Source organism: Mesorhizobium kowhaii (assembly GCF_042431665.1).
Classification (GTDB): Bacteria; Pseudomonadota; Alphaproteobacteria; order Rhizobiales; family Rhizobiaceae; genus Mesorhizobium; species Mesorhizobium kowhaii.
Map to the genome: position 1 here is coordinate 284189 of NZ_JBHLYT010000053.1, position 26276 is coordinate 310464.

General features: G+C 64.1%; 18 protein-coding genes. 4 read left to right on the forward strand and 14 right to left on the reverse strand.

The window, feature by feature from the left end:
- Positions 1 to 19 precede the first annotated feature (19 nt).
- Together ACFFNA_RS28810 and ACFFNA_RS28815 are read left to right on the forward strand one after the other, a co-directional pair.
- Positions 20 to 2122, forward strand: coding sequence for an oxidoreductase (locus ACFFNA_RS28810; RefSeq protein ID WP_378923275.1), 2103 nt, complete (start codon positions 20 to 22; stop codon positions 2120 to 2122).
- Positions 2123 to 2131: 9 nt separating this feature from the next.
- A complete protein-coding gene (locus ACFFNA_RS28815; RefSeq protein ID WP_378923276.1) occupies positions 2132 to 3670 on the forward strand; it encodes a trimethylamine methyltransferase family protein in 1539 nt (512 codons plus the stop codon).
- Here ACFFNA_RS28815 and ACFFNA_RS28820 read toward each other — a convergent pair.
- From ACFFNA_RS28820 to ACFFNA_RS28870, 11 genes are all read right to left on the reverse strand, one after another.
- Complete coding sequence (locus tag ACFFNA_RS28820) at positions 3667 to 4347, reverse strand: TetR/AcrR family transcriptional regulator (protein WP_378923277.1); 681 nt, start codon at positions 4345 to 4347, stop codon at positions 3667 to 3669. The two genes, ACFFNA_RS28815 and ACFFNA_RS28820, sit on opposite strands and share 4 nt — an antisense overlap.
- Before the next feature lie 43 nt (positions 4348 to 4390).
- Positions 4391 to 5950 carry an ABC transporter substrate-binding protein gene (locus tag ACFFNA_RS28825; RefSeq protein ID WP_378923278.1) on the reverse strand — a complete coding sequence of 520 codons (1560 nt, stop codon included), beginning with the start codon at positions 5948 to 5950 and terminating at the stop codon, positions 4391 to 4393.
- A 1-nt stretch (position 5951) separates the two neighbouring features.
- Entirely contained in the window at positions 5952 to 6980 is a 1029-nt protein-coding gene (locus ACFFNA_RS28830) for an oligopeptide/dipeptide ABC transporter ATP-binding protein (protein ID WP_378923279.1), read from the reverse strand.
- A complete protein-coding gene (locus tag ACFFNA_RS28835; RefSeq protein WP_378923280.1) occupies positions 6977 to 7942 on the reverse strand; it encodes an ABC transporter ATP-binding protein in 966 nt (321 codons plus the stop codon). The genes ACFFNA_RS28830 and ACFFNA_RS28835 overlap by 4 nt, the downstream gene beginning before the upstream one ends.
- On the reverse strand, positions 7939 to 8826 hold the full coding sequence (locus ACFFNA_RS28840) for an ABC transporter permease (RefSeq protein WP_378923281.1): 888 nt from the start codon (positions 8824 to 8826) through the stop codon (positions 7939 to 7941). Before ACFFNA_RS28840 ends, ACFFNA_RS28835 begins: the two co-directional genes overlap by 4 nt.
- Positions 8810 to 9760: an ABC transporter permease gene (locus tag ACFFNA_RS28845; protein WP_378923282.1), complete on the reverse strand. Its 951-nt coding sequence runs from the start codon at positions 9758 to 9760 to the stop codon at positions 8810 to 8812. The genes ACFFNA_RS28840 and ACFFNA_RS28845 overlap by 17 nt, the downstream gene beginning before the upstream one ends.
- Before the next feature lie 19 nt (positions 9761 to 9779).
- Entirely contained in the window at positions 9780 to 11789 is a 2010-nt protein-coding gene (locus tag ACFFNA_RS28850; RefSeq protein ID WP_378923283.1) for a CocE/NonD family hydrolase, read from the reverse strand.
- Between the two features lie 197 nt (positions 11790 to 11986).
- Positions 11987 to 15127, reverse strand: coding sequence for an efflux RND transporter permease subunit (locus ACFFNA_RS28855; RefSeq protein ID WP_378923284.1), 3141 nt, complete (start codon positions 15125 to 15127; stop codon positions 11987 to 11989).
- A 198-nt stretch (positions 15128 to 15325) separates the two neighbouring features.
- A complete protein-coding gene (locus ACFFNA_RS28860; protein ID WP_378923285.1) occupies positions 15326 to 16474 on the reverse strand; it encodes an efflux RND transporter periplasmic adaptor subunit in 1149 nt (382 codons plus the stop codon).
- A 52-nt stretch (positions 16475 to 16526) separates the two neighbouring features.
- Positions 16527 to 17132, reverse strand: coding sequence for a TetR/AcrR family transcriptional regulator (locus tag ACFFNA_RS28865; protein ID WP_111546950.1), 606 nt, complete (start codon positions 17130 to 17132; stop codon positions 16527 to 16529).
- A gap of 187 nt (positions 17133 to 17319) precedes the next feature.
- Complete coding sequence (locus tag ACFFNA_RS28870; RefSeq protein ID WP_378923286.1) at positions 17320 to 18960, reverse strand: acyl-CoA synthetase; 1641 nt, start codon at positions 18958 to 18960, stop codon at positions 17320 to 17322.
- 294 nt (positions 18961 to 19254) lie between these two features.
- Here ACFFNA_RS28870 and ACFFNA_RS28875 point away from each other — a divergent pair, with 294 nt between their 5' ends.
- Together ACFFNA_RS28875 and ACFFNA_RS28880 are read left to right on the forward strand one after the other, a co-directional pair.
- On the forward strand, positions 19255 to 20220 hold the full coding sequence (locus tag ACFFNA_RS28875) for a sugar-binding transcriptional regulator (protein WP_378923287.1): 966 nt from the start codon (positions 19255 to 19257) through the stop codon (positions 20218 to 20220).
- Between the two features lie 195 nt (positions 20221 to 20415).
- Positions 20416 to 22470 carry a bifunctional aldolase/short-chain dehydrogenase gene (locus tag ACFFNA_RS28880; RefSeq protein ID WP_378923288.1) on the forward strand — a complete coding sequence of 685 codons (2055 nt, stop codon included), beginning with the start codon at positions 20416 to 20418 and terminating at the stop codon, positions 22468 to 22470.
- A 66-nt stretch (positions 22471 to 22536) separates the two neighbouring features.
- Here ACFFNA_RS28880 and ACFFNA_RS28885 read toward each other — a convergent pair whose 3' ends face one another.
- From ACFFNA_RS28885 to ACFFNA_RS28895, 3 genes are all read right to left on the reverse strand, one after another.
- Complete coding sequence (locus tag ACFFNA_RS28885) at positions 22537 to 23589, reverse strand: substrate-binding domain-containing protein (protein ID WP_378923289.1); 1053 nt, start codon at positions 23587 to 23589, stop codon at positions 22537 to 22539.
- A gap of 48 nt (positions 23590 to 23637) precedes the next feature.
- Positions 23638 to 24633, reverse strand: coding sequence for an ABC transporter permease (locus ACFFNA_RS28890; protein WP_378923290.1), 996 nt, complete (start codon positions 24631 to 24633; stop codon positions 23638 to 23640).
- A gap of 82 nt (positions 24634 to 24715) precedes the next feature.
- Positions 24716 to 26227 carry a sugar ABC transporter ATP-binding protein gene (locus ACFFNA_RS28895; RefSeq protein WP_378923291.1) on the reverse strand — a complete coding sequence of 504 codons (1512 nt, stop codon included), beginning with the start codon at positions 26225 to 26227 and terminating at the stop codon, positions 24716 to 24718.
- Positions 26228 to 26276 lie beyond the last annotated feature (49 nt).

Genomic DNA, 26276 nt, shown 5'->3' on the forward strand with positions numbered 1-26276 from the left:
ATATTCGCGAAGCCCCCCGATGACCTGCAATCCCCGCTACGAAATCCTGTTCGAGCCGATGCGGATCGGGCCGGTCACCGCGCCAAACCGCTTCTATCAAGTGCCGCATGCAAGCGGCATGACCAATGCCCTGCCGCGGGTGCGCGCGGCCTTTCGTGAAGCCAAGGCCGAGGGTGGATGGGGCGTGATCTGCACCGGGGCCTGTTCGATCGACCCCAGCTCTGACGACACGCCGCTGCCTTTCGCCACGATGTGGGACGACAATGATATCCGCGCGCATGCGCTGATGACGGAGGCAGTGCACCGCCATGGCGCGCTTGCCGGCGTGGAATTGTGGCACGGCGGCGCATCGGTGATGAACCGGACAAGCCGCCTGCCGCCGCTGTCGCCATCTGGCATTCCATGGATGGCCACCCATGTCGGCTTCATGGGCAATTTGCGGCCGAAGACCATGGACAAGGCCGACATACGCGAGGTCTTGAGATGCCAGACTGAGGCGGCGCGCAAGGCGCGCACGGCCGGCTTCGACATCGTCTATGTCTATGCCGGCATGGGTTATCTCGGCTACGAGTTCCTGCTGCCGGAATACAATCATCGCATCGACTGTTATGGCGGGCCGATCGAGAACCGGGTGCGCTTCGTGCGCGAAATGATTGAGGTCACCAAGGATGCCGTCGGCAAAGACTGCGGTGTCGCCTTGCGGGTAAGCCTCGAGGAACTGCGCGGCCGGCCCGGCCGCAACCAGCCCTCCGAGGCGCACGAGTTGGTCGACCTGCTCGCCGATCTGCCGGATCTGTTCGACGTCAAGATGGATTCCAGCCCGACCGACTGTTCGGCGTCGCGCTTCACCGGCGAAGGCAGCCACGAGCCGGTGATCGATTTCGTCAAATCGCTGACCAAGAAACCGGTGGTCGGCGTCGGGCGTTTCACCTCGCCCGACACCATGGTCTCACAGATCCGGCGCGGCGTGCTGGACTTCATCGGCGGCGCGCGGCCTTCGATCGCCGACCCCTTCCTGCCGAACAAGATCCGCGAGGGCCGCGAGGCCGAAATCCGCGAATGCATCGGCTGCAACATCTGCATCTCGAGCTGGCATGACGGCGTGCCGGTGCGCTGCACCCAGAACCCAACCGCGGGCGAAGAATGGCGTCGCGGCTGGCACCCCGAGCGCGTCGAGCGCGCCGACGCGCCCGAACGGATCCTGATTGTCGGCGGCGGGCCGGCCGGGCTCGAATGCGCGCTGACGCTCGGCCGTCGCGGCCATGAGGTGATGCTCGCCGACAGCGGCCGGACCTTCGGCGGGCGGCTGACCTTCGAGAAGACCCTGCCCGGACTGTCGGCCTGGAACCGCGTCGTCGACTACCGCCTCGGGCGCCTCAACGAGATGAGCAACGTCTCGCTCTATCCCGAGAGTGTTTTGGGCGCCGACGAGACCATCGAGCTGGCGCCGGACCGCGTTGTGCTGGCGACCGGCGCGCGCTGGACCAACATGCTCTATTCCTCGCTGGAGATTCCGGCCGGCCGGCTCGATCATCCCGATGTCCTGACACCGGACGACATCGCCGGCGGCCGGCTTCCCCAAGGGCCGACCCTGGTCTTCGATTTCGACAATTACACCATGGGCGGCGTCCTCACCGAGCATCTGGCAGCACACGGCATCCCGGTCAGCTACGTGACCCCGGCTGGCCAGGCGTCCGCGTGGACGATCATGACCAACGAGCTGCCGCTGGTGCATCGCGCCCTGGCGCGGCGCAAGGTGCCGGTGACGACGCTGCATCTCTTGAAATCCTTCGACGGCGAGACGGCGACGCTGGCGCATCTGTTCACCGGCGAGGAAACCCGCGTCGCCTGCCGCTCAGTGCTGATCGTCGGGCTCAGGCTGCCGCGCGGCGAACTCTTCGAGGCGCTGACGCAACGCGCGGACGCGCTTGCGGCCGCCGGCATCAAAAGTGTCGATCGTATCGGCGACACGCTGGCCCCAGGTGCCATCGCCCATGCGGTGCATAGCGGCCACAAGCTTGCCCAGGAGATCGGCGCAAAAATCCGCTGGCAGCCCTACCGCCGCGACACGCCGATCGTCGATGCGGTGGCGGATTTCGACATGCGGACGGCAGCCGAATAGGAGAAAGCCATGGAGCGCATCACGGCACGTCGCAGACCCGGCCGCCCGCAGCGCGAGATCGGCGGCATCGAACAGCGGCCATGGAAGCAGCTGACGCGGCCCTATGTGCCGATCGAGATCCTGTCGGCCGACCAGGTGCAGACGATCCACGAAATGGGCCTCACCATCCTCGAGGAGATCGGCATGCGCGTGCTGCAGCCGCAGGCACGCCAGTTCTATCGCGCCGCCGGCTGTGATGTCGACGAAGGCGAGATGCGGGTGCGCTTCGACCGTGCGATGGTCATGGAGCGCGTCGCCATGGTGCCGTCATCGTTCGAACTGCGGGCCCGCAATCCGGCGAAGAACGTCAAGGTCGGCGGCAGGCACTGTATCCTGTCGTCGGTCGGCGGACCGGCCTATGTCATGGACAATGATCGCGGCCGCAGGCCGGGCACCTATGCCGAAATGTGCGACTATCTCAAACTCATCCAGTCGTTCAACGTGCTGCATCAGGAAGGCGGCGGGCCGTTCGAGCCGCTCGACCTGCACCAGAACACCCGCCATCTCGACCTCTACTATGCCGAGATCACTTTGCTCGACAAGAACTGGCAGCCGCAGGCGCTTGGCCGCGGACGCGCCATCGACGCGCTGGAGATGGTGGCGATATCGCTCAGCACGACGCGCGAAAACCTTGCGCAGGAGATGCCTGTCTTTACCGGCATCATCAACACCAACTCGCCGCTGCAGCTCGACGAGCCGATGGCCGAAGGCCTGATCGCGCTGGCCGAGCATGGCCAGGTCAATGTCATCACGCCGTTCACCCTGGCCGGGGCGATGAGCCCGGTGACACTCGCCGGCGCGCTGTCGCAGCAGCATGCCGAGGCGCTGGCCGGCATCGTGCTGACCCAGATCGTGCGCCCCGGCGTGCCGGTGATGTATGGCGGCTTCACCTCGAATGTCGACATGAAGACCGGCGCACCGGCCTTCGGCACGCCCGAATACACACAGGCCGCGCAGATCACCGGCCAGCTGTGCCGGCTGATCGGCGTGCCGTTCCGCTCCAGCAATGTCACCGCTGCCAATTCGGTCGATGCGCAGGCGGCCTATGAGAGCGCCATGTCGCTGTGGGGCTGCCTGATGGGCGGCGCCAATCTGGTGCTGCACGCCGCCGGCTGGCTCGGCGGCGGGCTGACGGCATCATTCGAGAAACTGGTCATCGATGCCGAGATGCTGCAGATGATGTGCGCCTATTTCGACCCGCCGGTGGTCGACATCGACACGCTGGCGCTGGAAACCGTCCGCGAGGTCGGCCCGGCCGGGCACTTCTTCGGCGCGGCGCACACGATGCAGCGCTACGAGCGGGCGTTCTACTCGCCGCTGGTGTCCAACTGGGACAATTACGACACCTGGATGGAACGGGGCCAGGTGACGGCGCGCGAGCGGGCCAATGTGGTCTGGAAGCGCATGGTCGCCGAGTATGAGCAGCCGCCGATCGATCCTGGGATCGACGAGGCGTTGCGCGACTATATGGAACGCCGCAAGCGCGAGGGCGGTTCGCCGCTGAATTAGGAATCTCGCAGCGGACCGACTTGCGCCTCAAGCATCTCGAAGCCGGCAGCTTCGGCGGCCTGCGGCGTCACCACGCTTTCGTCGAGGCACCATTCGAGCCAGAGCCCGTCGACCAGCGCGATGAAATTGCGCGCCAGCGTCGGGGCGTCGACTTGCCTGCCGCGCGGCACGGCGACCGCTGCGATATCCTCGGCGAGCTCCGCCCGGTAGGCGTCATAGAGTTCGCGGTGCGCCGCCTTGAGCCGCGGGTTGACGGCAATCTCCCCCCACAGCGACAGCCAGATCAGAAGATTGTCACGGCTGAAGTAATCGGGTGAAAAATTGGAGTGCACCAGCGCCGCGAGCGCTGCCTGCGGCGACCAATCGGACGTCTCCGCGCGACGACGCTTGGCTTCGGCGATCTGATTGTTGACGCTGGCATAGAGCGAGGATTTGTAGACCTCGACCAGCAAGCCATCGAGGCCTTCGAAGTGATGGTTGATGAGGCCGCGCGAGACGCCGGCCTCCTTGCAGATGCGATCGATGGTGAAGGCGCCGATGCCGCCGACCGACAGGCATCGCGTCGCCGCGTCGATCAGCATCGAGCGGCGCACGTCCGCCTGTTCACGGCTGAAGCGCGGCGGCGATTTCTTGGCGCCGCGCTTGCGTTTTTCAGGTGCTGGTTCTCTGTCAGTCATCAAGTCCAGCTAAACGATCACATCTTTCCTGTCCACGGAAGCGTCACGCCTTCTTGAACAGCACCGGATTGGGATGGCCATCGGGATAGATGACCGGCTCGAAATCCGCCTTGTGGATGACGACCAGCGGCTGGTGGCAGATGAAGACGAAGCCGCCGGATTGCTCCATCAGATCCTCCATGCGGTTGGACAATGCGATGCGCTTGGGCTCATCGCTTTCCGCCACCAGCTGCTGATAGCCGGTCTCGAACTCAGCGCTGTCGAAGCCGGACCAGTTGTAGGCGCCGATCTGGTCGGGACGGAACCAGACAAGGTTTTCAGATGGGTCGACGCCGCCGGCAAAATCCATCAGCGCCAGATCGATGTTCTTGTAGCCGTCGCCCTGCGTCTTGTCGCCGACGCCCCAGAAGGCGGCTTCGTCGTAAGGCTGGATCTCGACCTTGATGCCGGCCTGTTCGAGGCTGGCCTGGATGATCTGCGCGGTCGCGGTGCGGATGGAATCGTTCATCACAGTCAAGGTCAGCGACAGGTTGCTGACGCCGGCCTCCGTGAGCAGGGCGGCGGACTTCTCATAGTCGGGTGCGGCGATCAAATTGCCGGCCCGCGCGAATTTGGTCCCGGGCTGAACGACGCCGGTGGAACGCTTGGTGAGATCGTCATAGACGCCGGTCAGGATCTGCCCGACATCGACGCCATACTGCACGGCCTGGCGGACCTTGAGGTCCTTGAGCCGCGGGCTCAGCATGTTGATGGTCAGCCAGACATAGCGGGTCGACTGCGCTTCGATCACCTTGGTGTTGGCGGGCGGGCTGGCCTTGACCGCCTTGGTCGCCGAGATGGCGATCTTGGTGTAGTCGAAGGCATCGGCCTCATAGGCAAGCTGTGCTGCCTGATCGTCGGCGACGATGTAGATCTCGACCTTGCCGAAATCCGGCTTTGGCCCCGGCCAGTCAGGATTGGCGGTCAGCGTCACCTTCTGCTTCTGCTGCCAGTCGGAGAAGAGATAGGGGCCGCAGGTCGCCGGCGGTTCGGTGGTGAACTTGCCGCCTGCCTTTTCGGTGCCGGCGCGGCAAATGATGTGGCCGCCATAATAGGGCAGACTGGTGACAAAGATCGGCTGGTACGGGTCCTTGAGATGGATGATGCCGGACCTGGCATCGACGACCTCGACACGATCGAGCTTCTCGAACTGATAGGCCCAGGGCGATGACAGCTTCGGATCGGCAATTCGTTCATACGAGAATTTCACGTCTTCGGCGGTGACAGGGCCAAAACCGTTCGACCATTTCAGTCCGTCGATCAGCGTGAAGGCAATGGTTTTCGGATCCTTCAGCTCAAGCTTCTCCGCACCCCAGGGCGACCATGGCGAACCTGCCCTGAGATCGCCAAGCCGGTTCAGCGAGACATAGATGCCGCGCATCATGACATCCTCGATCCCACCGATCATGAAGGCGGGATCGAGGGTCTGGAGATCGCCTTCCATACGGACGCGCAAGGTGTCGCCGGCGGCCGACCAGGCGAAACCCGGCTTCATCGTCAGGCCGGCGCCCAGCGCACCGGCCGCTTTCAGGAATGCACGTCTGTCCATGTTCCATTGCGTCATGTCAGTTTCCCCTTTGGTTTGCGGAAGCGCGTGAGAAGGCTTCCCGTTCTTGCCCGCCTGTCTCCAGCGGGAAATGGCAGCGCACCATCCGGTCAGCGCCCATCGGTCGATAGGACGGTGCCTCGGTCTTGCAACGATCGCGGGCGATCGGGCAGCGCGTGTGGAATTCGCAGCCCGAGGGTCGCCGGAACACACTTGGGATCTCGCCAGTGACGGCCGGGTTTTGGCTGCGCCGGCGCGGATCGGGTATCGGCTCGGACTGGATCAGCGTCGCGGTGTAGGGATGCATCGGCGCGGAAAACACGTCCTGCGTCGGCCCGGTTTCGACCAGCCGGCCGAGATACATGATGGCCAGCCGATCGCTGACATGGCGGATCATTGCCAGATTGTGGGTGACGATCATGGCGGCGAAGCCGAGTTCGCGTTTCAACTCGCCGATCAGGTTGAGCACGTCGCCCTGCACCGACACGTCGAGACCAGCGGTCGGCTCGTCGGCGAGCAGCAGATGCGGCTTCATCGCCAGCGCCCGGGCAACACCGACGCGACGCGCCTGGCCGCCCGACAGCTCATGCGGAAAGCGGTCGACGAAGGAAGCCGGCAGCCCGACCAGCGCCAGCAGCGCTTTTGCCAGGGCGCGGCGGTCCGGCATCGGCAGCCCCTGGATGATCTGCGGCTCGGTCAGCAGCGTGCCGATGCGCAGGCGCGGGCTGAGCGAGGCAACCGGGTCCTGGAACATCATCGCTGAACGCCGGCGCATGGCGCGGAAATCGGCCGGCGTCCGCACGTCCCTGCCCTCAAAGACGATACGGCCGGCCGCCGCGCGCACAAGGCCAAGAATGGTGCGGGCAAGCGTGGTCTTGCCGGAACCGGACTCGCCGACCAGCCCGAGCGTCTCGCCCGGCATCAGCGACAGCGTCACGCCGTCGATGACGTTGAAGCTCGGCAAGGGGAACGGGTTGATCAGGCGGCTGAGCAGCCCGCTACGGGCGAAGGTTACCGACAGATCGTCGATGGCGAGCAGCGGGCTCATGGCGCCACCGCATGGCAGCGCGCCATATGCGAGGCGGACAGTTTCACCTGTGGCGGCGCGACGCTGCCGCATGGCGCGAAGGCGCGGTCGCAGCGCGGCGCGTAAACACATCCGGATGGCGGCTGGGTCAGGTTGGGCAATGAGCCCGGAATGGTCGGCAGCCTGTCCAGCCTTTCATGGAAGCGGGCCGGATCGCAGGCGAGCAGCGCCTGCGTATAGGGATGCCTGGCATCGTGGAAGATCGCGTCGACCTCGCCGCCCTCGACCACCTCGCCGGCATACATCACGTAGACGCGGTCGCAGAGCTCGGCGATGACGCCTAGATGGTGCGAGACGACGATGATGATGCCGTTGTATTCGCGCCTGAGTTCGCGCAGCAGATGGATGATCTGCGCCTCCATGGTGACATCGAGCGCCGTCGTCGGCTCGTCGGCGATGAGCAGGCCGGGATCGGTCAGCAGGGCAGCGGCGATCGCCACCCGCTGGCGCATGCCGCCGGAGAGTTCGTGCGGGTAGCAGTCCATCCGCCGTTCCGCGTCCGCGATGCCGATACGGCCGAGCATGGCGGCGATGCGCGCGCGCTTCTGCGCACGGCCGAGATCCTTGCGGTGATGCTGGAAGTCGACGAGTTGGTCGCCGATGGTCAGCACCGGGTTGAAGGCGGTCATCGGATCCTGGCTGACCAGGGCGATCTCGTCGCCGCGCAGCAGGCGCTGGTGGTGTGCGTCGAGCTTTGCCAGGTCGACGCCGTTGTAGCTGATCGACCCGTCGATGCGGGCGTTGGCCGGCAGCAAATTGGCCAAAGCGGTGACCAGCGTGGACTTGCCGCAGCCGCTCTCGCCGACGATGCCGATCACTTCGCCGGGATGCGCCTCGATATCGACATGGCGCAAGGCGTGCACGCTGCCATGCGGCGTCTCGTAGCGGACGCTGAGGTCGCTGGCGGCGAGCGAGCCGCTCATGCCGGCCTCCGCAATTGCAGGCGCGGGTCGAGATAGTCGCGCAGGCCTTCGCCGAGGAAGGTGAAGCCGAGCGTCGCCAGCACCAGCGGCAGGCCGCCGAAGATGACCATGAAGGGCGCCGAACGGATGCTGGTGTAGCCGTCATAGAGGATCGAGCCCCAGGACGGCGTCGGCGGCCGCACGCCGAGACCGAGGAAGCTCAAGCCGGCCTCGACCATGATGACGACCGGAATGTCCATCGACAGAAGGATGATCAGCGGGCCGACGACATTGGGCAGAAGGTGGATGAAGATGATGCGCGCGGCGCTGGCATCGAGCAGCCGCTCGGCGAGGATGTAATCGCTGTTCTTCAGCGCCAGCGTCTGCGCCCGGATCAGCCTGGCATAGCTCGGAAACGAGGTCGCGGCGATGACGATGATCAGCGTGCCGGTGCCGGCGCCGAGCACGGTGATGATGGCGAGCGCGAACATGATCATCGGCAGCGAATTCAAACTGTCGAAGGTCAGCACCAGGATGGCGTCGAGCCAGCGCGGCCCGTAGCCGGCGATCAGCCCGAGCAGCAGGCCGATCGCGCCGGCAATCGCCACCGACACCATGGCAATGGTCAGCGCCGTGCGCGCGCCATAGATGACGCGCGACAGGAGATCTCGGCCGAGATGATCGGTGCCGAACCAGTGTCCGGGCGATGGCGGCTGCAGCTTGTGCAGCACATCGATCTTGAGCGGCGAATAAGGCGCCAGCCAGGGCGCGAAGACGGCAGTGATGAGGAACCCGGTCACCAGGATCAGCGCCACGCAGGTGAACGGATCGGCAAGCAGCGCGCGCAGCAGCGGAAATCGTTGTCGATCCGGAAGGGACAGCGAGGCGTCAGCCACGGAAGACATCGCGCACCCTCGGATCGAGCCGCGCAATCAACAGATCGGCGGCGATGGTGATGGAGACGTAGATGGCGGTCATGATCAGCACGGTGCCCATGACGACCGGATAATTGCGGGTGTTGACGGCGTCGGTGATCAGCTTGCCGATGCCGGGGCGGGCAAACACCGCCTCGACGAAGACGGCGCTGGACAAGATGCTGCCGAGGCCGACGGCGACCAGCGAAATGGTCGGGATGATGGCGATGCGCAACGCGTATTTGGAGACGATCTTCCACTCCGGCAGGCCGAAGGAGCGCGCGGTGCGGATGTGCGGTTCGCCCATCACCTCCATCATCGAGGCACGCACCATGCGGGCGACGTAGCCGATCCAGCCGAGCGCGATGGCCGCGGCCGGCATGATCAGTGCCTTAGCCTGGCTGACAATGTCGCCGGCCTCGCCGGCGCCGATGGCCGGCAGCCAGCGCAGCGTCACCGCAAACAGCAGCAGCGAATAGATGGCAACGACGAAGGACGGCACGGCAATGACGCCGACCGAGAGCACGCCGATGACGGCGTCGGCAAGCGTGCCGCGCCGCATCACCGACAGGCAGCCGAGGGGAACGCCGATGACAAGGGCAACAGTGAGCGCGGTCAGCCCAAGGATCAGCGTGTTCGGCAGTGCCTCCAGGACCAGAGTGGAGACCGGCCGGTTCGACCAGACGTCGTAGCCAAGGTTGCCGGTCAGCGCGTTGCGGAAGAATTCGACGATCTGCCACCAGACCGGCTGGTCGAGGCCCATGCGCTCGATCAGCAGCCGCTTCAGTTCCGGCGTGGCGCGCGGACCAAGCGCCACGGTTGCCGGATCGCCCGGCACCAGGAAGACGGCCGCATACATGGCGATCATCACGAGCACGAGGATCAGGAGGCCAAGACCGATGCGCTTCACTGCATATGCAAGCATGGTCTCCTCTCCGCTCCTGTCAGGCGAAATCGCGCCTGATGCGCCGCGTTGCCGAGGCGCTATGGACGAGCTTGCCTCGTTCTCGCGCTTCGAGCCGCCAGCTCAGGTTGAAATGGGTTTCGTCTGATGTCAGTTCGGTCACCGCCATTGCCTCGGTGTCGGCATCGCCGCTGGCAATCGCCCAGCGGTATTCGGTGACGAGCTTGGCCGACAGCGGTTCGTCGGCGCGGATGCTCATCGTGTCGCTGTTGGCCGAGGACACGGTGATGGCGCGATCATCATAGCGCCTGCGTCCATGGTCGGAACTCAGCGCGATGGTCTGTATGCCCGTGCCGACATCATCGGTAACGATGCGGCGGTCGAAGCCGTCATCCAGAATGATCGTGGGAACCGGCGGCGCTGTTTCGGCCGGTTCGAAGCGGACGTCACGGTCGCGCGGCGACGGCGGGCGCACCGGAAGCATCACCGTGCTGTCGCCGCTCGCCACCGACAGCGTCGACAGTTTCGGCTGCGGCCACAGGATCGGCCAGTGCTGGTTGGCCAATGCCAGCCGGATGCGATGGCCCTTGGGCACGATGCGGGCGAAATCATTGAGCTTCAGCTGCACGCGGAACGGTGTTCCGACCGGGCACGGTGTCGGATGCTCGTGGCTGTCGCGATGGCTGAGATTGAGCACGCCATAGGTCATCAGCGCCGAGGTGCCGTCGGGATAGACGTCGCAGAGCCGGGCGGCGAGATTGACGTGCGGCTGGTCGACGGTGACGAGCAGATCGAGTTCCGGCGCGCCGAGCAAGGTCAGGTCGTCGTCGAGCGGTGGCGTGTCGAAGCACAGCGCCAGCCCGTCCTCGCGGCGCTGGTCGATGGCCATGTCCGGACAGGAGCCGCCATAGCCGCCCCAGCGACCGCAATCGCGGCCGGCGGTGGCCGGCGAACGTACGGCAAGCGTGGCGCCGGGCGCCGCCAGACTGCCCAGCCCGGCGGCGTTCAGGTGCAAGGCGCGGCGCTCGATGCGCGGCGACGGCCATTGATCCTCGGCGGCCCAGCTGCCGGCATGATCGGGTAGGTAAAAAGGTTGTGGCCGCTCCTCGCCGGTGATCCAGACGCGGTAGAGCGGCTCGTCCATGATGCCGGTGTCTTCGCCACACAGCCAATGGCGCCACCAGCGTAGCGCCTCCTGCAGATAACCGATCAGCGGCCCGGGCGCACCGCGGCAGGGATAGGCATGCGACCACGGACCGACGATGCCAAGCTTCGGTCCGGGCAGATGTTCGAGCAGGCGCGGCACGAAGTTGGAGTAGCTGTCCTCCCAACCGCAGACAGCCATGACCGCGCATTCGATCGCTGCGTGATTTTCGCAGACCGAACCTTGCCGCCAATAGTCGTCGCGGCGCTGGTGCGCCAGCCAGTTTTCCGACAGTGAGCTGGTCGCCGCCAGACGGCTCGCCCACATGGCGCGCCAGGCGTCGCCGACGATCTGCGGATCGGGCGCCATCGCCTTCTTCACCAGCATGAAGTTCGACCACATCTCCTGCTCGGTGAGCAGCGCGCCGCCCATGTAGTGGATGTCGTCGGCATAGCGGTCGTCGGTGGCGCAGTTGGTGATGATGGCCTTCAAGGCCGGCGGCCGGCGCGCCGCCACCTGCAGTGCGTTGAAGCCGCCCCAGGAAATGCCGGTCATGCCGACATTGCCGTTGCACCAGGGCAGTGCTGCCAAATGGGCGATGATCTCGCAGGCGTCTTCCTGCTCGAGCGGCAGATATTCGTCGGCCAGGTCGCCATCGGAATCGCCCGAGCCCCTGATATCGATGCGGGCGCAAGCGATGCCGTGACCGGCAAGCCAGGGGTGGATGTCGATATCACGCGCCACGGTGCCGTCGCGGCGGCGGTAGGGCACCATTTCGACGACGACGGGCACCCTGGTGTCGGTGCGTGGGCGCCACAAGGTGGCGGCGATGCGCGTGTCGTCGGCCAGCGTGATCCAGAGCGGATCGACGGTTTCGACGGCAAAGGGGAACTCGGTTCGTACCACGGGCAGGTACTCGTTAAATCGCCTTGTTGAACGTTCGTACAACAAGGCGATTTAACCTGCAATCCCGGTTCGCGCTTTTTGGCGCCGAATACCGCTCACGGCCCGTGCCGTCGGGCGGGCCAGCGAGAGACCGATTATGAAGCGGTGGAAGAGAACGCAGATTTGCGGGCCGGACGGTACCGTCCGGCCCGCAATATCTATTCGGCGGCCAGCGCCAGTTGCGGCCTTTCGGCAGGCAACTCTGGTTCAGGCATCTGTTCGGTATCCATCGCCTTCTTGGGCTCCCGCCCAAAGAACAGAGCGTAGCCCGCCGGCAGCACCAGGATGGTTAGCACCGTGGCAACCATGATGCCGCCCATCATGGCATAGGCGAGCGGCCCCCAGAACACGGCGCGCGAGATCGGGATCAGCGCCAGCACGGCGGTCATTGCCGTCAGCACGATGGGGCGGAAGCGTCGCACGGCCGAGCCGATGATCGCTTCATAGCGATCCATGCCAGTGGCGATATCCTGGTCGATCTGGTCGACCAGGATGATCGAGTTGCGCATGATGATGCCGAGCAGCGCGATGACGCCGAGGATGGCGACGAAGCCGAACGGCGCGCCGCTGATCAAGAGGGCCGCGGCAGCACCGATGATGCCGAGCGGGCCGGTCGCCAGCACCAGCATCGCCTTGCCGAAATTCTGCAGCTGGATCATCAGCAGCACGACGATGATGGCCAGCATGATCGGCGCCTTGGCGGCGATCGAAGCCTGGCTCTCGGCCGAATCCTCGGCACCACCCTGGATCTCGATCTTGTAGCCAGGCGCCAAGCCATCGCGCAGGCCCTGCATATCCTTGTACAGCTTGGTGACGACGTCATTGGACTGCACGCCGTCGGGCAGCGTCGCCCGCACGCTGATGGTCGGCAAGCGGTTTCGCCGCCATTCGATGCCTTGCTCCAGCACCGGCACCACCTTGGCGACCTGCGACAGCGGCACGAAGCCGCCGAAATCGGTCGGGATGTAGACGGAGTCGACCGAGGACAGCAGGCTGCGGCTGGCGTCCGGCTCGCGGGCTACGATGGAGACTGTCTCCTCGCCGTCACGGAAGTCGTCGAGCGGCGCGCCGGACATCGTCGCCTGCAGCATCTGGCGGATGCGCTGCGAGGTGACGCCGAGCGCGCGGGCGCGATCCTGGTCGATGACCAGCTTCATTGCCGGCACCGGTTCCAGCCAGTCGTCATGCACGGCGCCAAGCAGCGGATCTTCGCGGAACTTCGCCTTCACCTGATCGGCGATGCGGCGCACCTCCTGGCGATCCGGACCCATGACGCGCATCTGCACCGGCCAGCCGGTCGGCGGGCCGAGGAACAGACGGTCGACCTTGGCGCGGATCGACGGGAAGTCTTCAGCCAGAACCGTGCGCAGCTTGACGATCAACCGTTCGCGGGCCGGCTCGTCATTGGCCATCACCAGAAGCTGGGCGAAGTTCGGATTGGTCAGCTGCTGGTCGAGCGGCAGGAAGAAGCGCGGCGCGCCTTCGCCGATATAGGTGGCGATGAAACGCTTGTCCTTGTCGTCCATCATCTTGGTTTCGAGCGCCTTGGCCTGCGCCTCGACTTCCTTGATGCTGGTGCCTTCCGGCAGCCAGAGGTCGACGAGGATTTCCGGCCGCGACGATTGCGGGAAGAAGTTCTGCGGGATGAACTGGAAGGCCCAAAGGCTGGTGCCGAAGGTAACCAGCGTCATGACAAGCACGATGATGCGATGGCGCACCGCCCAGCTGACGGTCGAGCGAAGCCGGCGGTAGAAACGCGTGTCGAAAACATCGTGGTGGCTGCCGGCATGCTTGCGCTGCTTGAGGATCATGTGGCCGAGCCATGGCGTGAAATAGACCGCGACGAACCACGAGACGATCAGCGCAATGCCGACGACATAGAACAGCGTGCGCACATATTCGCCGGCCGTCGAGGCGGCAAAGCCGACCGGGATGAAGCCTGCGGTGGTGATCAGCGTGCCGGTCAGCATCGGGAAGGCGGTCGAGGAATAGGCGAAACTCGCCGCCTCGATCTTGACCAGCCCCTCTTCCAGCTTGCGCTCCATCATTTCGACGACGATCATCGCGTCGTCGACGAGCAGGCCGAGCGCGATGATCAGCGCGCCGAGCGAGATGCGCTGCAGATCGATGCCGAGCTCGTACATGATGGCGAAAGTGGCGGCCAGAACCAGCGGAATGGCGATGGCAATGACCAGGCCCGAGCGCCAGCCGATCGACAGGAACGAGACGACGAGCACGATCAGCAGCGCTTCGCCAAGCGCCTCCATGAACTCGTTAACGGCATCCTTGACGACCTCGGGCTGGTCGGAAATCTGGTCGACCGCAACGCCGTAGGGCAGTCCTTCCTCGAAGCGCTTGTAGGTCGCCTCGACATCCTTGCCGACGTCTCTGACGTTGAAGCCCTTGGCCATGACGACGCCGAGCTGCACGCTCTCATGGCCGTTGAAGCGGTATTTGCGCTGATAGGGATCTTCCAGCCCCGACGTCACCGTGGCGATGTCGCCGAGCCGGGTGACCTGGCCACCGGCGCGCAGGCGCAGGTGGCGGATATCTTCTACCTTGCTGACGTTGCCCTCGACGGAAATGCGAACTGAATTGGTGCCGGTGTCGACGGAGCCGGCCGGGTCGACATTGTTCTGTCCCTTGATCGCGTTCTGCAGATCGGTCAGCGTCAGGCCGCGTTCGGCGAGCGCCTTAGAGGAGACGTCGATATAGAGCTTTTCCGGCTGGTCGCCGATGATGACGGCCTTCTCGACGCCGGGCGTGGTCAAAAGCATGTCGCGCGCCTGGATGGCGAACTTCTTCAGCTCGGGATAGCTGAAGCCGTCACCGCTGATCGAATGGAGCGTGATGAAGGTGTCGCCAAACTCGTCGTTGAAATAGGGGCCGAGCAGGCCTTGCGGCAGGTCGCCAGCAATATCGCCGACCTTCTTGCGCACCTGATAGAAGGCGTCCGTCACCTCGGCGGCGTTGGTGTCGCCCTTGATCTGAACCGTGATGATGGCGCTGCCGGCGCGAGTGAACGAGCGCACGAAGTCGAGATGCGGCGTTTCCTGCAGCTTGCGTTCGATCTTGTTGACGACCTGGTCTTCCATCTCCTGGATCGAGGAGCCGGGCCAGATCGCCTGGACGACCATCACCCGGAAGGTGAAATCGGGATCTTCCTTCTGGCCCATACGCATCAGGCCGAGCGCGCCGGAAATGATGATCAGACCGAACAGGAACCGCGCAATGGAGGGATGGCCGATTGCCCAGCGCGACAGGTTGAAGGGCCGCTTCTCGTCCGTGGAATTGGTCATCGATGCTGGTCCATCTATTTCAACAAGATCGAGGTTCGGTAGCGGCTTCCGGGCGGCAAAGCTCTCCGAGCGGAGAACACTCATCGCGGTGGGACGCGAGAATTGATGCGCGGGGGTCACATCAATCGAGCGCCTCGGTTCGAGCGTTTGCCGCCCGGAAACCAGCGGCTGCGGGAACGCGCAGCCGGTTGTCTGTCGTCAGCGCACCTGCCTGGCGTCGCTGCCATCGCCGGCCGCGGAAGCAGATCGCAGCACTGTGTCGCCGGCGAGTTTCACTTTCAGGTTCTCGGTCATGAACTGCGTGCCGGCGGCGACCACGACATCGCCGGGCTTCAATCCTTCGGCGACCCGCACGCCATCGGCGGCGAACTTGGCGACCTTGACCGGGCGGGCATGGACGGTGTCGGCACCGCGATCGACGGTCCAGACGATCGACTGGCTGCCTTGCTCGGCCAGCGCGCTCAGCGGTATCGAAACGAGCTGCCGCTCATTGGCCGCCGAGGCTTCGATGCTGGCGGTCATGCCGAGGAGAACGCGCGAATCCTTGGGCAGGCTGACGCGAACGGCAAAGGTGCGCGATTGCGGATCGGCACTGCCGGCGACTTCACGGACCTTGCCGTCGAGCGCGAGCGCGTCATCGGACCAGAAGCCCGCCTTGACGATCTTGCCCGGCTTGAACTCGCCGATTTCCATTTCCGGCACCGCGATCAGCACTTCCTTTTCGCCGTCGACCGCGACGGTGACCACCGGCGTTCCGGAGCCAACCACCTGGCCGACATCGGCGCTGACCGCGGTGACGATGCCGTCCCTGTCGGCCTTAAGGTCGGTGTAGCCGGCCTGGTTCTTGGCCTGGTCAAGCGACGAGCGAGCAGAATCGCGGGTGGCGACCGCCTGGTCATAGCTCAGCGTCGCCTGTTCGAGCTGTGATTTCGGTGCAAAGTTCTTGGCAAAAAGCTGCTCGGCGCGCTTGCGGGCAAGCTCGACAGTCTCGACCTGCCGTTCGGCGGCATCAAGCGCTGCCTGAGCGCTTTTGACCGAAAGGTCGTAATCGATAGGATCGATGCGGGCGAGCACATCGCCTGAGGCCACATGCTGACCAATGTCGACAAGGCGCTCCGTGATCTTGCCGTTGACCCGGAACGCCAGCGCGCTCTCGGTGCGGGCCCGCACCGACCCGGAATAGGAGAGCGTGCGGGTGTCATGCGCCTGGGCGATCTCGACGACCTTGACCGGGCGGATGATGTCCTTGACTTCGGCTTTCTCCTGCGAGCAGCCGGCAAGCCCGAGCGCCGCTACGATCAGGCCGGCGACCGGCAGCTTGCCAAGGATGGAACGGGACAAAGACATCTTGCTACTCCGACTGGAGATGAATGGTCGACACCGGCACCTGCGTGCGGCGCTATTTCAAGGCCTTGATTGCATAATCGATGAGGTCGTCGGGCATCGCCCGATTGGTCTTGGCAAGACACTGCGCCACCATCTGCGGATGGCACAGGATGACGGTGGCAGCGCCGAAGCAACGCGATGCGATCACCGGATCCTGTTCCCTGAACTCACCCGCCTCGATGCCATCGCGGATGACCTCCGCGAACAGATCGTGGATGCTGTCGACGTGCTTGTCGATGACGCCCCAATCCCGTTCGAGCGCGACGATGACCATTTCATGGACCTTCTGCTCGTCGAGCATGACTTCCATCGTCATTTTGTATTGCGCATGTACGTAGCGCCGAAGCCGCTCCTCCGCGCTGATCGGCAAGTGGCAAATCTCATAGGCCATCTTGTAGCTGGCACCGAGCATCCGGCCGCAGACGGCCTGGTGGATTTCGACCTTGGTGGCGAAGAAACGGTAGATATTGGCCGGCGACATGCCGAGTTCACGGGCGATGTCGGCGACATTGGTCTTGCCGTAACCGTAGTGCCGGAACAGGCGCTCGGCGCAGTCGAGAATGCGCGTCACATTTTCCTGTCGGGCGACGTCAGGGACTATGTTGGCGGCTTCGGACATGGCTCTCTGTTGTTACGAGTGACGAATTTCAATTTTCGTCAGTCGTAAATCGAAATGGTCAGCCTGTCAACGCGAAATCGGCGTACGCGTACAACTGGTGACAACTGGTGACATCCCAATAGACGCCACCAAGCGGCACGAGGATGCGGGCCACTGGAAATATTTTCGCGAGAGGCCGTTGGAGACTTCAGGCGACCTTGGCCATTTCCCGCAGCCGGAACTTCTGGATCTTTCCGGTCGAGGTCTTCGGGATTTCGGCGAAGATCACCGCCTTCGGCACCTTGAAGCGGGCAAGCAGCGCGCGGCAATGCTCGATGATCTCGGCCTCGGTCGCCGCCTTGCCGGGCTTCAGTTCGACATAGGCGACCGGCACCTCGCCCCATTTGTCGTCGGGTCTGGCGACAACGCCACAGGAGGCAACCGCGGTGTGCTTGTAGAGTGCGTCCTCGACCTCGATCGAGGAGATGTTCTCGCCGCCGGAGATGATGATGTCCTTGGAGCGGTCCTTGAGCTGGATATAGCCGTCGGCATGCATGACGCCGAGATCGCCCGAATGGAACCAGCCACCGGCAAAGGCCTCGTCGCTCGCCTTGCGGTTCTTCAGATAGCCCTTCATGACGATGTTGCCGCGGAACATGACCTCGCCGATGGTCTCGCCATCCGCTGGCGTCGTCCGCATCGTCTCGGGATCCATGACGGTCAGGCCTTCGAGCGCTGCATAACGCACGCCCTGCCGCGCCTTTTTGGCGCTGCGCGCGCCCTTTTCGAGATCGTCCCAGGCGCCATGCCACTCGTTGACGACTGCCGGGCCATAGGTCTCGGTCAGGCCGTAGAGATGAGTGACGGCAAAGCCGGCGTCGGCCATGCCGGACAGCACGGCCTCCGGCGGCGGCGCAGCCGCGGTGTTGAAGGTGACGGTCTGCGGGAATTCGCGCTTGTCCTCGTCCTTCGCGTTGATCAGCACCGACATCACAACCGGCGCGCCGCACAGATGGGTGACGCCCTGGTCGGCGATGGCATCGTAGATCGGCTTCGGCCGCACCCAGCGCAGGCAGACATGGGTGCCGGCCTGGACGGCGAGCGTCCATGGAAAGCACCAGCCATTGCAGTGGAACATCGGCAGCGTCCACAGATAGACCGCATGCTTGGCCATGCCGGCATGAATGGTGTTGGTGTAGGCCATGAGGGCTGCACCGCGATGGTGGTAGACGACGCCCTTCGGATTGCCTGTCGTGCCGGAGGTGTAGTTGAGCGAAATGGCGTCCCACTCATCGTCGGGCATCGACCAGGCGAAGTCCTCGTCGCCGCCGGCGATGAAGTCCTCATAGTCTGATGTGCCTATGCGCTCGCCCTTCGGATAGGGCGCGTCGGCGGCGTAGTCGGGATCGTCATAGTCGATGACCAGCGGCTTGACCTTGGCCAGCCCCAGGGCCTGCTTGACGACGCTGGAGAACTCGCGGTCTACGATCAGTATCCTGGTCTCGGCATGGTCGAGCTGGAAGGCGATGACCGCGGCATCGAGGCGGGTGTTGAGCGAGTGCAGCACCGCCTTGGTCATCGGCACGCCGAAATGCGCCTCCAGCATCGGCGGCGTGTTGGACAGCATGACGGTGACGGTGTCGCCCTTGCCGATGCCGCGCTTCTGAAGGGCCGAGCCGAGCTTCAACGACCGACGCCAGAAGGTGCGATAGTCCATGCGCTGGCGGCCGTGGATGATGGCGACATGGTCGGGATAGGTCTTTGCCGCGCGTTCCAGATAGGTGAGCGGCGTCAGCGGCTGGTGGTTGGCCGCGTTCTTGTCGAGATCCTGTTCGTAAGGATTGCCCATCCCGTCCTCCCCTAGCGCATGACCCCGAAAACCGGAATCGATTTTCGGAAAGGATCATGCGCAAGATCAAAGTGCTACAGCGTCCTTTGCGCGTCCGTAAGGACGCGCGGCGATGTAGTGTCTTGTCTATGATCTTCTAATCACAGGCGCGGGCCGCGTCACCACCAACGATGCCGCGATAGAGCGCATTTGGCACAATGATGATCTAGATTCAGCGGATGAAAGGGCATCGTATACCTTGGCCTGGTTTGACTTTTGTCGAAGGCCGTGAATAATGTCAGCCGAGGAGACGGCATGGCGATCCGACCGGCAGAACAGCTCATCCACAAGGCCGCCTGGCTCTACTACGCCCATGGCCTGCGACAGGACCAGGTGGCGAGCCAGCTTAACATTTCCCGTGCCTCGGTCGCCATGTATCTGCGCAAGGCGCGTGAAACCGGCATCGTCAACATCTCGACCTCGACCCAGCTTTTCACCGACGATGTCCTGGCGCGAAAGCTCGAGGATGCGTTGAGCCTCGACGCCGTCTGGATCGCGCCGGAAAACGACCATATCGCCGATCCATCGACGGAAATCGCCGTGCTGGCGGCGAGCGTCTTTCTCGAGCTGGTCAAGAAGGGCGACCGCATCGGCGTCGCCTGGGGCCGCACCGTCTACATGATCGCCGACATCATGTCCTATGCCGACCTGCAGGATGTTACCGTGGTGCAGCTCTGCGGCAATCTCGGCGCGCCCTATTCCTACCGGCCCGACCAATGCACCATGGAAATCGCGCGGCGACTGAACGCCAAGGGCCTCAATTTCTACGCGCCGCTGGTGCTGTCGACGGAAGAGCTGGCGCGCGCGCTGCGTGCCGAACCGGTGATCCGGGAACAATTGTCCGGCGTCGGTGAATGCGATCTGGCGCTGTACTCGGTCGGCGCGGTCGACGCCGACAGCCATCTGGTCAAATGCGGCGCGCTGACATCAGGCGAAATGGCGGAACTGCGCAGCCGAGGCGCCGCCGGCGTCATTGCCGGGCAGATCATCGACGCCGGCGGCAAGGTGCTCGACTGCAGCTACAACCGCCGGGTGATCTCGGCCGAGCTTGCCTCGCTGCGCGCCATCGCCAGGCGCCTGATGGTCGTGCAGGAGGACAGCAAGTTCGAACCGCTGCTCGCGGCGATCGCCGGCGGACTTTGCACGCATCTGGTGGTCGGCGCACGCATGGCGCAGCGGCTGCTGGATCATGCTGGAGCGACGACAGAAAAGGCCTCCTAATGCATGTCGCCCAAAAGTGGCCCCGGTTTTGGGACAACGACATGCATAAAAACAAAGACCTAAAGCGCGTTGCCTGAATCCATTCAAAACGCGACGCGCTTTAGGAAACCACCATCTCCGCCGCCGGCGCATTGTCATCAAAGCGTCGCGGCATTCCTGTTTCACCATCAAAGACAGCAACTGGACGAAACGAACATGAAGAACCTGTGGAACGACGACGCAGCCGAGAAACTCGTTGCCGACTATGCAAAGAAGGGTGTCGGCCTCGACCTGGCGCTGCGTGTCTACACGACCCGGCTGCTGGGTGGCGAGCCACGGCTGGTCCTGCATGGCGGCGGCAACACCTCCTGCAAGACGACGGCCACCGATCTCGTCGGCGACCAGTGGGACGTGCTGTGCGTCAAGGGCAGCGGCTGGGACATGGGTGTCATCGAGCCGCAGGGCCTGCCGGCGGTCAAGCTCAAGCCGCTGCTCAAGGCACGCGCGCTGAACAAACTGGCCGACGAGGACATGGTCGCCCTGCAACGAGCCAACCTCATCGACCCGTCCTCGCCCAACCCTTCGGTCGAGACGCTGCTGCATGCCTTCCTGCCGCATAAATTCGTCGACCACACGCACTCGACTGCCATTCTGGCCATCGTCGACCAGGAGGACAGCAAACCGCTGGTCAAGACAGTGTTCGGTGCGAAGATGGGCTATGTGCCTTACATCATGCCCGGCTTCGACCTCGCCAAGGCGGCTGCCGATATCTTCGACGCCGATCCGACAGTCGAGGGCCTGATCCTCGACAAGCACGGCATCTTCACCTTCGGCGACGATGCCAGGCAGGCCTACGACCGGATGATCCACTATGTGAACGTCGCCGAGGACTACGTCGCCAAGAACGCCAAGCCGACAGCCGCGAAGGCAGCATTGCCGGCAAAGCTCGCGACACCGGCGACCATCGCGCCAACGCTGCGCGGTGCCGTTGCCGTCGCACGCGGCGAAGGTCGCTTCGACCGCATGATTAGCGACTTCCGCACCTCGGACGCGATCGTCGATTTCATCAATTCGGCTGAGATCGCCGACTATGCCGCGCGCGGCGTGTCGACGCCTGACCTGTCGATCCGCATCAAGACCGGACCGATGGCGCTGCCGGCGCCGGATGCCGACAAGGTCGGCGACTACAGGGCGGTGATCAAGGATCACGTCGAAGCCTTCGCCAAGGACTACCGCGCCTATTTCGAAACCAATGATGCCCTCGACGACGTCAAGCGCACCATGCTCGACCAGATGCCGCGGCTGACGCTGGTGCCAGGCCTCGGCATGTTCGGCCACGGTCGCACGCTGAAGGATGCGAAGATCGCCTCGGATGTCGGCGAGATGTGGATCGAGGCGGTGCGCGGCGCCGAAGCAATTGGCCATTTCCATCCGCTCGCCAAAGCCGACCTGTTCCCACTCGAATACTGGTCGCTGGAGCAGGCCAAGCTCGCCTCAAACAAGCCGAAGCCGCTGACCGGCCAGGTGGTGCTGATCACCGGCGGCGCCGGTGCGATCGGTGCCGCGACAGCCAAGCTGTTCGCAGACAATGGCGCCCATGCCGTCGTCGTCGATCTCGACGCCGAAAAGGCCGCTGACGCCGCCAAGAAAGCCGGCAACAATTCGATCGGTGTCGCCGCCGACATCACCGACCCGGCACAGGTGCGTGCCGCCTTCGACAGGGCGGTTGCGGTGTTCGGCGGTGTCGACATCCTGGTGTCCAATGCGGGCGCTGCCTGGGAAGGCCGGATCGGCGAACTCGACGATGCGCTTTTGCGCAGGAGTTTCGAGCTCAATTTCTTTGCCCACCAATCGGTGGCGCAGAATGCTGTGCGCATCATGCTCGAACAGGGCACCGGCGGCGTGCTTTTGTTCAACACCTCCAAGCAGGCGGTCAACCCGGGGCCGAAGTTCGGCGCCTATGGCGTGCCTAAGGCAGCGACGCTGTTCCTGTCGAGGCAATACGCGCTCGACTATGGCGCGCACGGCATCCGCTCGAACGCCGTCAACGCCGACCGCATCCGCTCGGGCCTTTTGACCGACGCCATGATCGCCAGCCGTTCGGGCGCGCGCGGCGTGTCGGAGAAGGAATACATGTCCGGCAATCTGCTCGGCCAGGAAGTGACGGCGCAGGACGTGGCGCAGGCCTTCCTGCACCACGCACTGGCTGACCGGACCACCGCCGATGTGACGACGGTCGACGGTGGCAACATAGCGGCAGCGCTGCGGTAGGCATTTCCGACTGACCAAAAAAGGGCGGCTCACGGGCCGCCCCTTTTTGTTGTGTCGTGACGAACCTTATTTGGCGTTCGGGTTCGGCATCCAGGCGGGCATCGCGACATCGGCATGGGCGAACTGCGGCAGCTTGGCCGACAGGTCTTCCATGTTCTTGATGTCCTTGTCGATGAGGTCCTTCTGGGTGATCAGCGTCGGCGGCACGACGACGTTGTGGCCGGGGTCCTCACCGGCCAGCAGCTGTGCCAGGGCGCGCACCGAGACCTGGCCGACGACGGCCGGATTGGTCGCGGCGGTTGCCGCCCAGGCGCTGTCGGGCTCGCGCATCGCGGCGATATCGGACGTCGAGATGTCGGCCGAGTAGATCTTGATGCCCTTGTTCAAACCCGCCTCGTCGACGGCGATCTTCACGCCCTTGGCGAATTCGTCATAGGGGGCGAACATCACCTTGATGTCGGGGTGAGCCGACAGCACCGAACGCGCCTGGTTGGCGACGGAGTTGGCGATCGGGTTGTCGAGCGTGCCGAACATCGCGACTTCGCTGATGCCGGCATACTTCTTCTTGACGTCGACCCAGGTCTCGTTGCGGCGGTCGAGCGGCGCGATGCCGGCGACATAGACATAGCCGGCCTTCCAGCTGTCGCCATTGTCCTTGACCGCCTGCTCGAGAGCGAGGCGGGCCAAGTCGCGATCGGACTGTTCGACCTGCGGGATCTTGGGGTTTTCGACATTGACGTCGAAGGCCACCACCTTGATGCCGGCGTCGACCGCCCGCTGGGCGGCGTCCTTCATCGATTCCGTCAGGCCGTGCTGGATGATGATGCCCTGCACGCCAAGCGCGATGGCCTGGTCGACCATGTCAGATTGAAGGGCGGCGTCCTGGCGGCTGTCGAGCACGCGCAGGTCGATACCGAGCGCCTTTGACTGCGCCTCGACGCCGCTGAGATAGGCCTGGAAGAAGTCGCCGGTCGAGAGATAGCGCACCAGCGCGATCTTGACGCCGGGCTTGTCGAAAGGCGCCGGCTTGTCCGCGGCCAGCGCCGGGAACTGCATCAGCATGGTTGCGCCGGCCAGCCCGAGCGCTGCCTTCCCCAGAAGTCTTCTTGTGATGTTCACTTCGTTTCCTCCACTCTTGTTGAACCCAAAATCCTATCCGGTCGAAAGCTATCTCCTGCCCCTGCCCGAAAGCGCAAAGGTGAAGACAAGGGCGACGACCAGCACCACGCCCTTGACGAAATCCTGCGTGTAGTAAGGCGCGTTCATCATCGTCAGGCCTTGCAGCAAGATGCCGACGAACAGCGCGCCGACGGCAGTGCCGAAGGCGTTCGGCTTGGCGGCGCCAAGCACCGCGTAGCCGATGAGCGCCGCGGCGACAGCGTCGAGCAGCAGATTATTACCCGAGGCGATGTCGCCGCGTCCAAGTCGGGCGGCGAGCAAAATGCCGCCGATCGAGGCAAAAACTCCTGAAATAACGTAGGCCCAGATCTTGTATGCCTTGACAGGCGCTCCGGCGAGTTCGGCGGCACGCTCATTGCTGCCGACCGCATACATCATGCGTCCGAAACGCGTGTATTCGAGGAAGAACCAGATCAGCACAGCGAGCACGAGCAGCACGACAACCGACGCCGGAATGAGGTTCGGGATGAAGAAATCGAAACGGTGGCGGCCGAGCGCCAGGAAGGCGTCGCTGAACTTGCCATTGGCGACCGAACCATCCGGCATGGTCATGCCGGTGGCGATCGAGCGGCCTTCGGTCGGGATGCGCTGCAGGCCGACCAGCAGGAACATCATGCCAAGCGTCGCCAAGAGATCGGGCACGCGCATATAGACGATCAGCCAGCCATTGATCAGGCCGACAATGGCGCCGATCAGCAGGCAGGCGACGACCGCGACGAAAGCATTCTGCTCCAGCACCACCATGACATAGGCCGCCGCCATCATGGCTGAGGTGGCGACCGAGCCGATCGAGAGATCGAAGCCGCCGACGACGAGCGTGGCGGTGACGCCGAGCGCCAGCACGCCGGTGATGGCGACCGACTGGAAGATGAAGACAGCACTTTGCGGCGAAACGAAACCGTCGGCGGCGATCGCGAAATAGGCGACGAGCCCGAACAACAGTACGATGAAGCCATAGCGGATGGCGAGGTCGCGCAGCGTCATTCAGCGCCCCCGCGCGCCGCTGCCATTTTTACCCAACTCGAACCCATAGTCTCTCCATTCCAATTCCTTTTTGCCGCCACGCTCAGGCGGCGCTGTGCAGCGGTCCGCCGGCGACCTCGGCCAGCAGGCGATCGAGATCGACATCGGCGTTGCGATGTTCGCCGACGATGGTCTGTTCGGACATCACCAGGATGCGATCGGCGGTTTCCAGCGCCTCATCGAGTTCGGTGACGAACAGCAGCGTGGCGCGGCCATTGGCGCTTGCCCTCAGCTTGGCGGCAATGTCGCGCCGGGCTGAAATGTCGACGCCCTGGAACGGTTCATCGAGAATGAACAGTCCCGCATCCTGCGCCATCCAGCGGGCGACCATCACCTTCTGCTGGTTGCCGCCGGACAGCGCCGACATCTCGTCCCTCTCGGAGCGGCAGACGATGCCCAGTTCCTCGATCTGCTGGCGCGCGGTGATGCGTTCCAGACGGCGCCTGAGAACGGCGAAACGCGACATGCGCTTGTGAAACGGCAGGCTGATATTTTCCTGGATATTGAAGCCGCCGACGATGCCGTTTTCGCCGCGATCCTTGGCAACGAGGAACACGCCGGCGGCGATCGCCTCGCCCGTCGATCCCGGCGCATAGGGTTTGCCGTTCAGCACCATGGTGCCGGCGAGCGGCTTGCGCACGCCAAACAGCGTCTCGGCCAGCGCCGTCTTGCCGACGCCGACGAGGCCGGTGATGGCAACGACCTCGCCGTCGCCGAGCGTCAGCGAGATCGGCCTGGCGCCTTGCGCTAAGCGCAAACCATCTATCTTGAGGACGATGTCGGCCGAATCCCTGACGACGATCTGGTCGAGGTGGATCTTGCGGCCGAGCATCGCGTTGACCGCGCCTTCATAGTCGAGCGGCTTCTTGTCGAAAACGCCTGAGATGATGCCGTCGCGCATCGAGACGATACGGTCGGCAAGCCGCCTGATGTCCGACATGCGGTGCGAGATGTAGAGGATCGCGACGCCCTGCTCGCGCAGCCTGTCGATCAGCGCAAACAGCCGATCGGCTTCGGCGCTGGACAGCGACGAGGTCGGCTCATCGAGGATCAGCACTTTCGGCTGATGCGCCAAAGCGCGGGCGATCGCCACCATCTGGCGATCGGCCAGCGAAAGATCGCTGATGCGCGCTTTGAGATCGATGGCCAGCCCCATGCGGTCGGCAACGGCCTTGGCCTCGCGACGCACGCGCGCCGGATTGAACAGGAACGGAGCGCCGCTGCCGCTCAACCGGTCGAGGGTCAAATTGGTGGTGACATCGAGATCGGCGACGACACCGTCATTGATGTTCTGGTGAACGGTAACGACGCCGGCACGGATCGCTTCCGCCGGCGTGTTCGGCGCGAAGGCCTGTCCAGCGAGGCCCATCGTGCCGTCACCGCGCTCATAGACGCCGCTGATGATCTTGACGAGGGTGGATTTGCCGGCGCCGTTGGCGCCCATCAGCACGGTCACTTCGCCGGCATGCAGCTCCAGCGAGACGCCGCCAAGCACCTCGTTGTGGCCAAAGGATTTCCTCAGCCCCTCTGCGCGGAACACGGCATTGCCAACCATGCGTTCCTCCCTGACATGACGCTATGGGCTGCATCGGCAATTGTCAACA

What these genes read in the sequence shown, in the direction of transcription:
- ACFFNA_RS28810 (WP_378923275.1), top strand. Translation starts at nt 20, where the DNA reads ATGACCTGCAATCCCCGCTACGAAATCCTGTTCGAGCCGATGCGGATC.
- ACFFNA_RS28865 (WP_111546950.1), bottom strand. Translation starts at nt 17,132, where the DNA reads ATGTCCGAAGCCGCCAACATAGTCCCTGACGTCGCCCGACAGGAAAAT.
- ACFFNA_RS28845 (WP_378923282.1), bottom strand. Translation starts at nt 9,760, where the DNA reads ATGCTTGCATATGCAGTGAAGCGCATCGGTCTTGGCCTCCTGATCCTC.
- ACFFNA_RS28830 (WP_378923279.1), bottom strand. Translation starts at nt 6,980, where the DNA reads ATGAGCCCGCTGCTCGCCATCGACGATCTGTCGGTAACCTTCGCCCGT.
- ACFFNA_RS28820 (WP_378923277.1), bottom strand. Translation starts at nt 4,347, where the DNA reads ATGACTGACAGAGAACCAGCACCTGAAAAACGCAAGCGCGGCGCCAAG.
- ACFFNA_RS28870 (WP_378923286.1), bottom strand. Translation starts at nt 18,960, where the DNA reads ATGGGCAATCCTTACGAACAGGATCTCGACAAGAACGCGGCCAACCAC.
- ACFFNA_RS28840 (WP_378923281.1), bottom strand. Translation starts at nt 8,826, where the DNA reads ATGTCTTCCGTGGCTGACGCCTCGCTGTCCCTTCCGGATCGACAACGA.
- ACFFNA_RS28880 (WP_378923288.1), top strand. Translation starts at nt 20,416, where the DNA reads ATGAAGAACCTGTGGAACGACGACGCAGCCGAGAAACTCGTTGCCGAC.
- ACFFNA_RS28860 (WP_378923285.1), bottom strand. Translation starts at nt 16,474, where the DNA reads ATGTCTTTGTCCCGTTCCATCCTTGGCAAGCTGCCGGTCGCCGGCCTG.
- ACFFNA_RS28825 (WP_378923278.1), bottom strand. Translation starts at nt 5,950, where the DNA reads ATGACGCAATGGAACATGGACAGACGTGCATTCCTGAAAGCGGCCGGT.
- ACFFNA_RS28895 (WP_378923291.1), bottom strand. Translation starts at nt 26,227, where the DNA reads ATGGTTGGCAATGCCGTGTTCCGCGCAGAGGGGCTGAGGAAATCCTTT.
- ACFFNA_RS28855 (WP_378923284.1), bottom strand. Translation starts at nt 15,127, where the DNA reads ATGACCAATTCCACGGACGAGAAGCGGCCCTTCAACCTGTCGCGCTGG.
- ACFFNA_RS28815 (WP_378923276.1), top strand. Translation starts at nt 2,132, where the DNA reads ATGGAGCGCATCACGGCACGTCGCAGACCCGGCCGCCCGCAGCGCGAG.
- ACFFNA_RS28835 (WP_378923280.1), bottom strand. Translation starts at nt 7,942, where the DNA reads ATGAGCGGCTCGCTCGCCGCCAGCGACCTCAGCGTCCGCTACGAGACG.
- ACFFNA_RS28875 (WP_378923287.1), top strand. Translation starts at nt 19,255, where the DNA reads ATGGCGATCCGACCGGCAGAACAGCTCATCCACAAGGCCGCCTGGCTC.
- ACFFNA_RS28890 (WP_378923290.1), bottom strand. Translation starts at nt 24,633, where the DNA reads ATGACGCTGCGCGACCTCGCCATCCGCTATGGCTTCATCGTACTGTTG.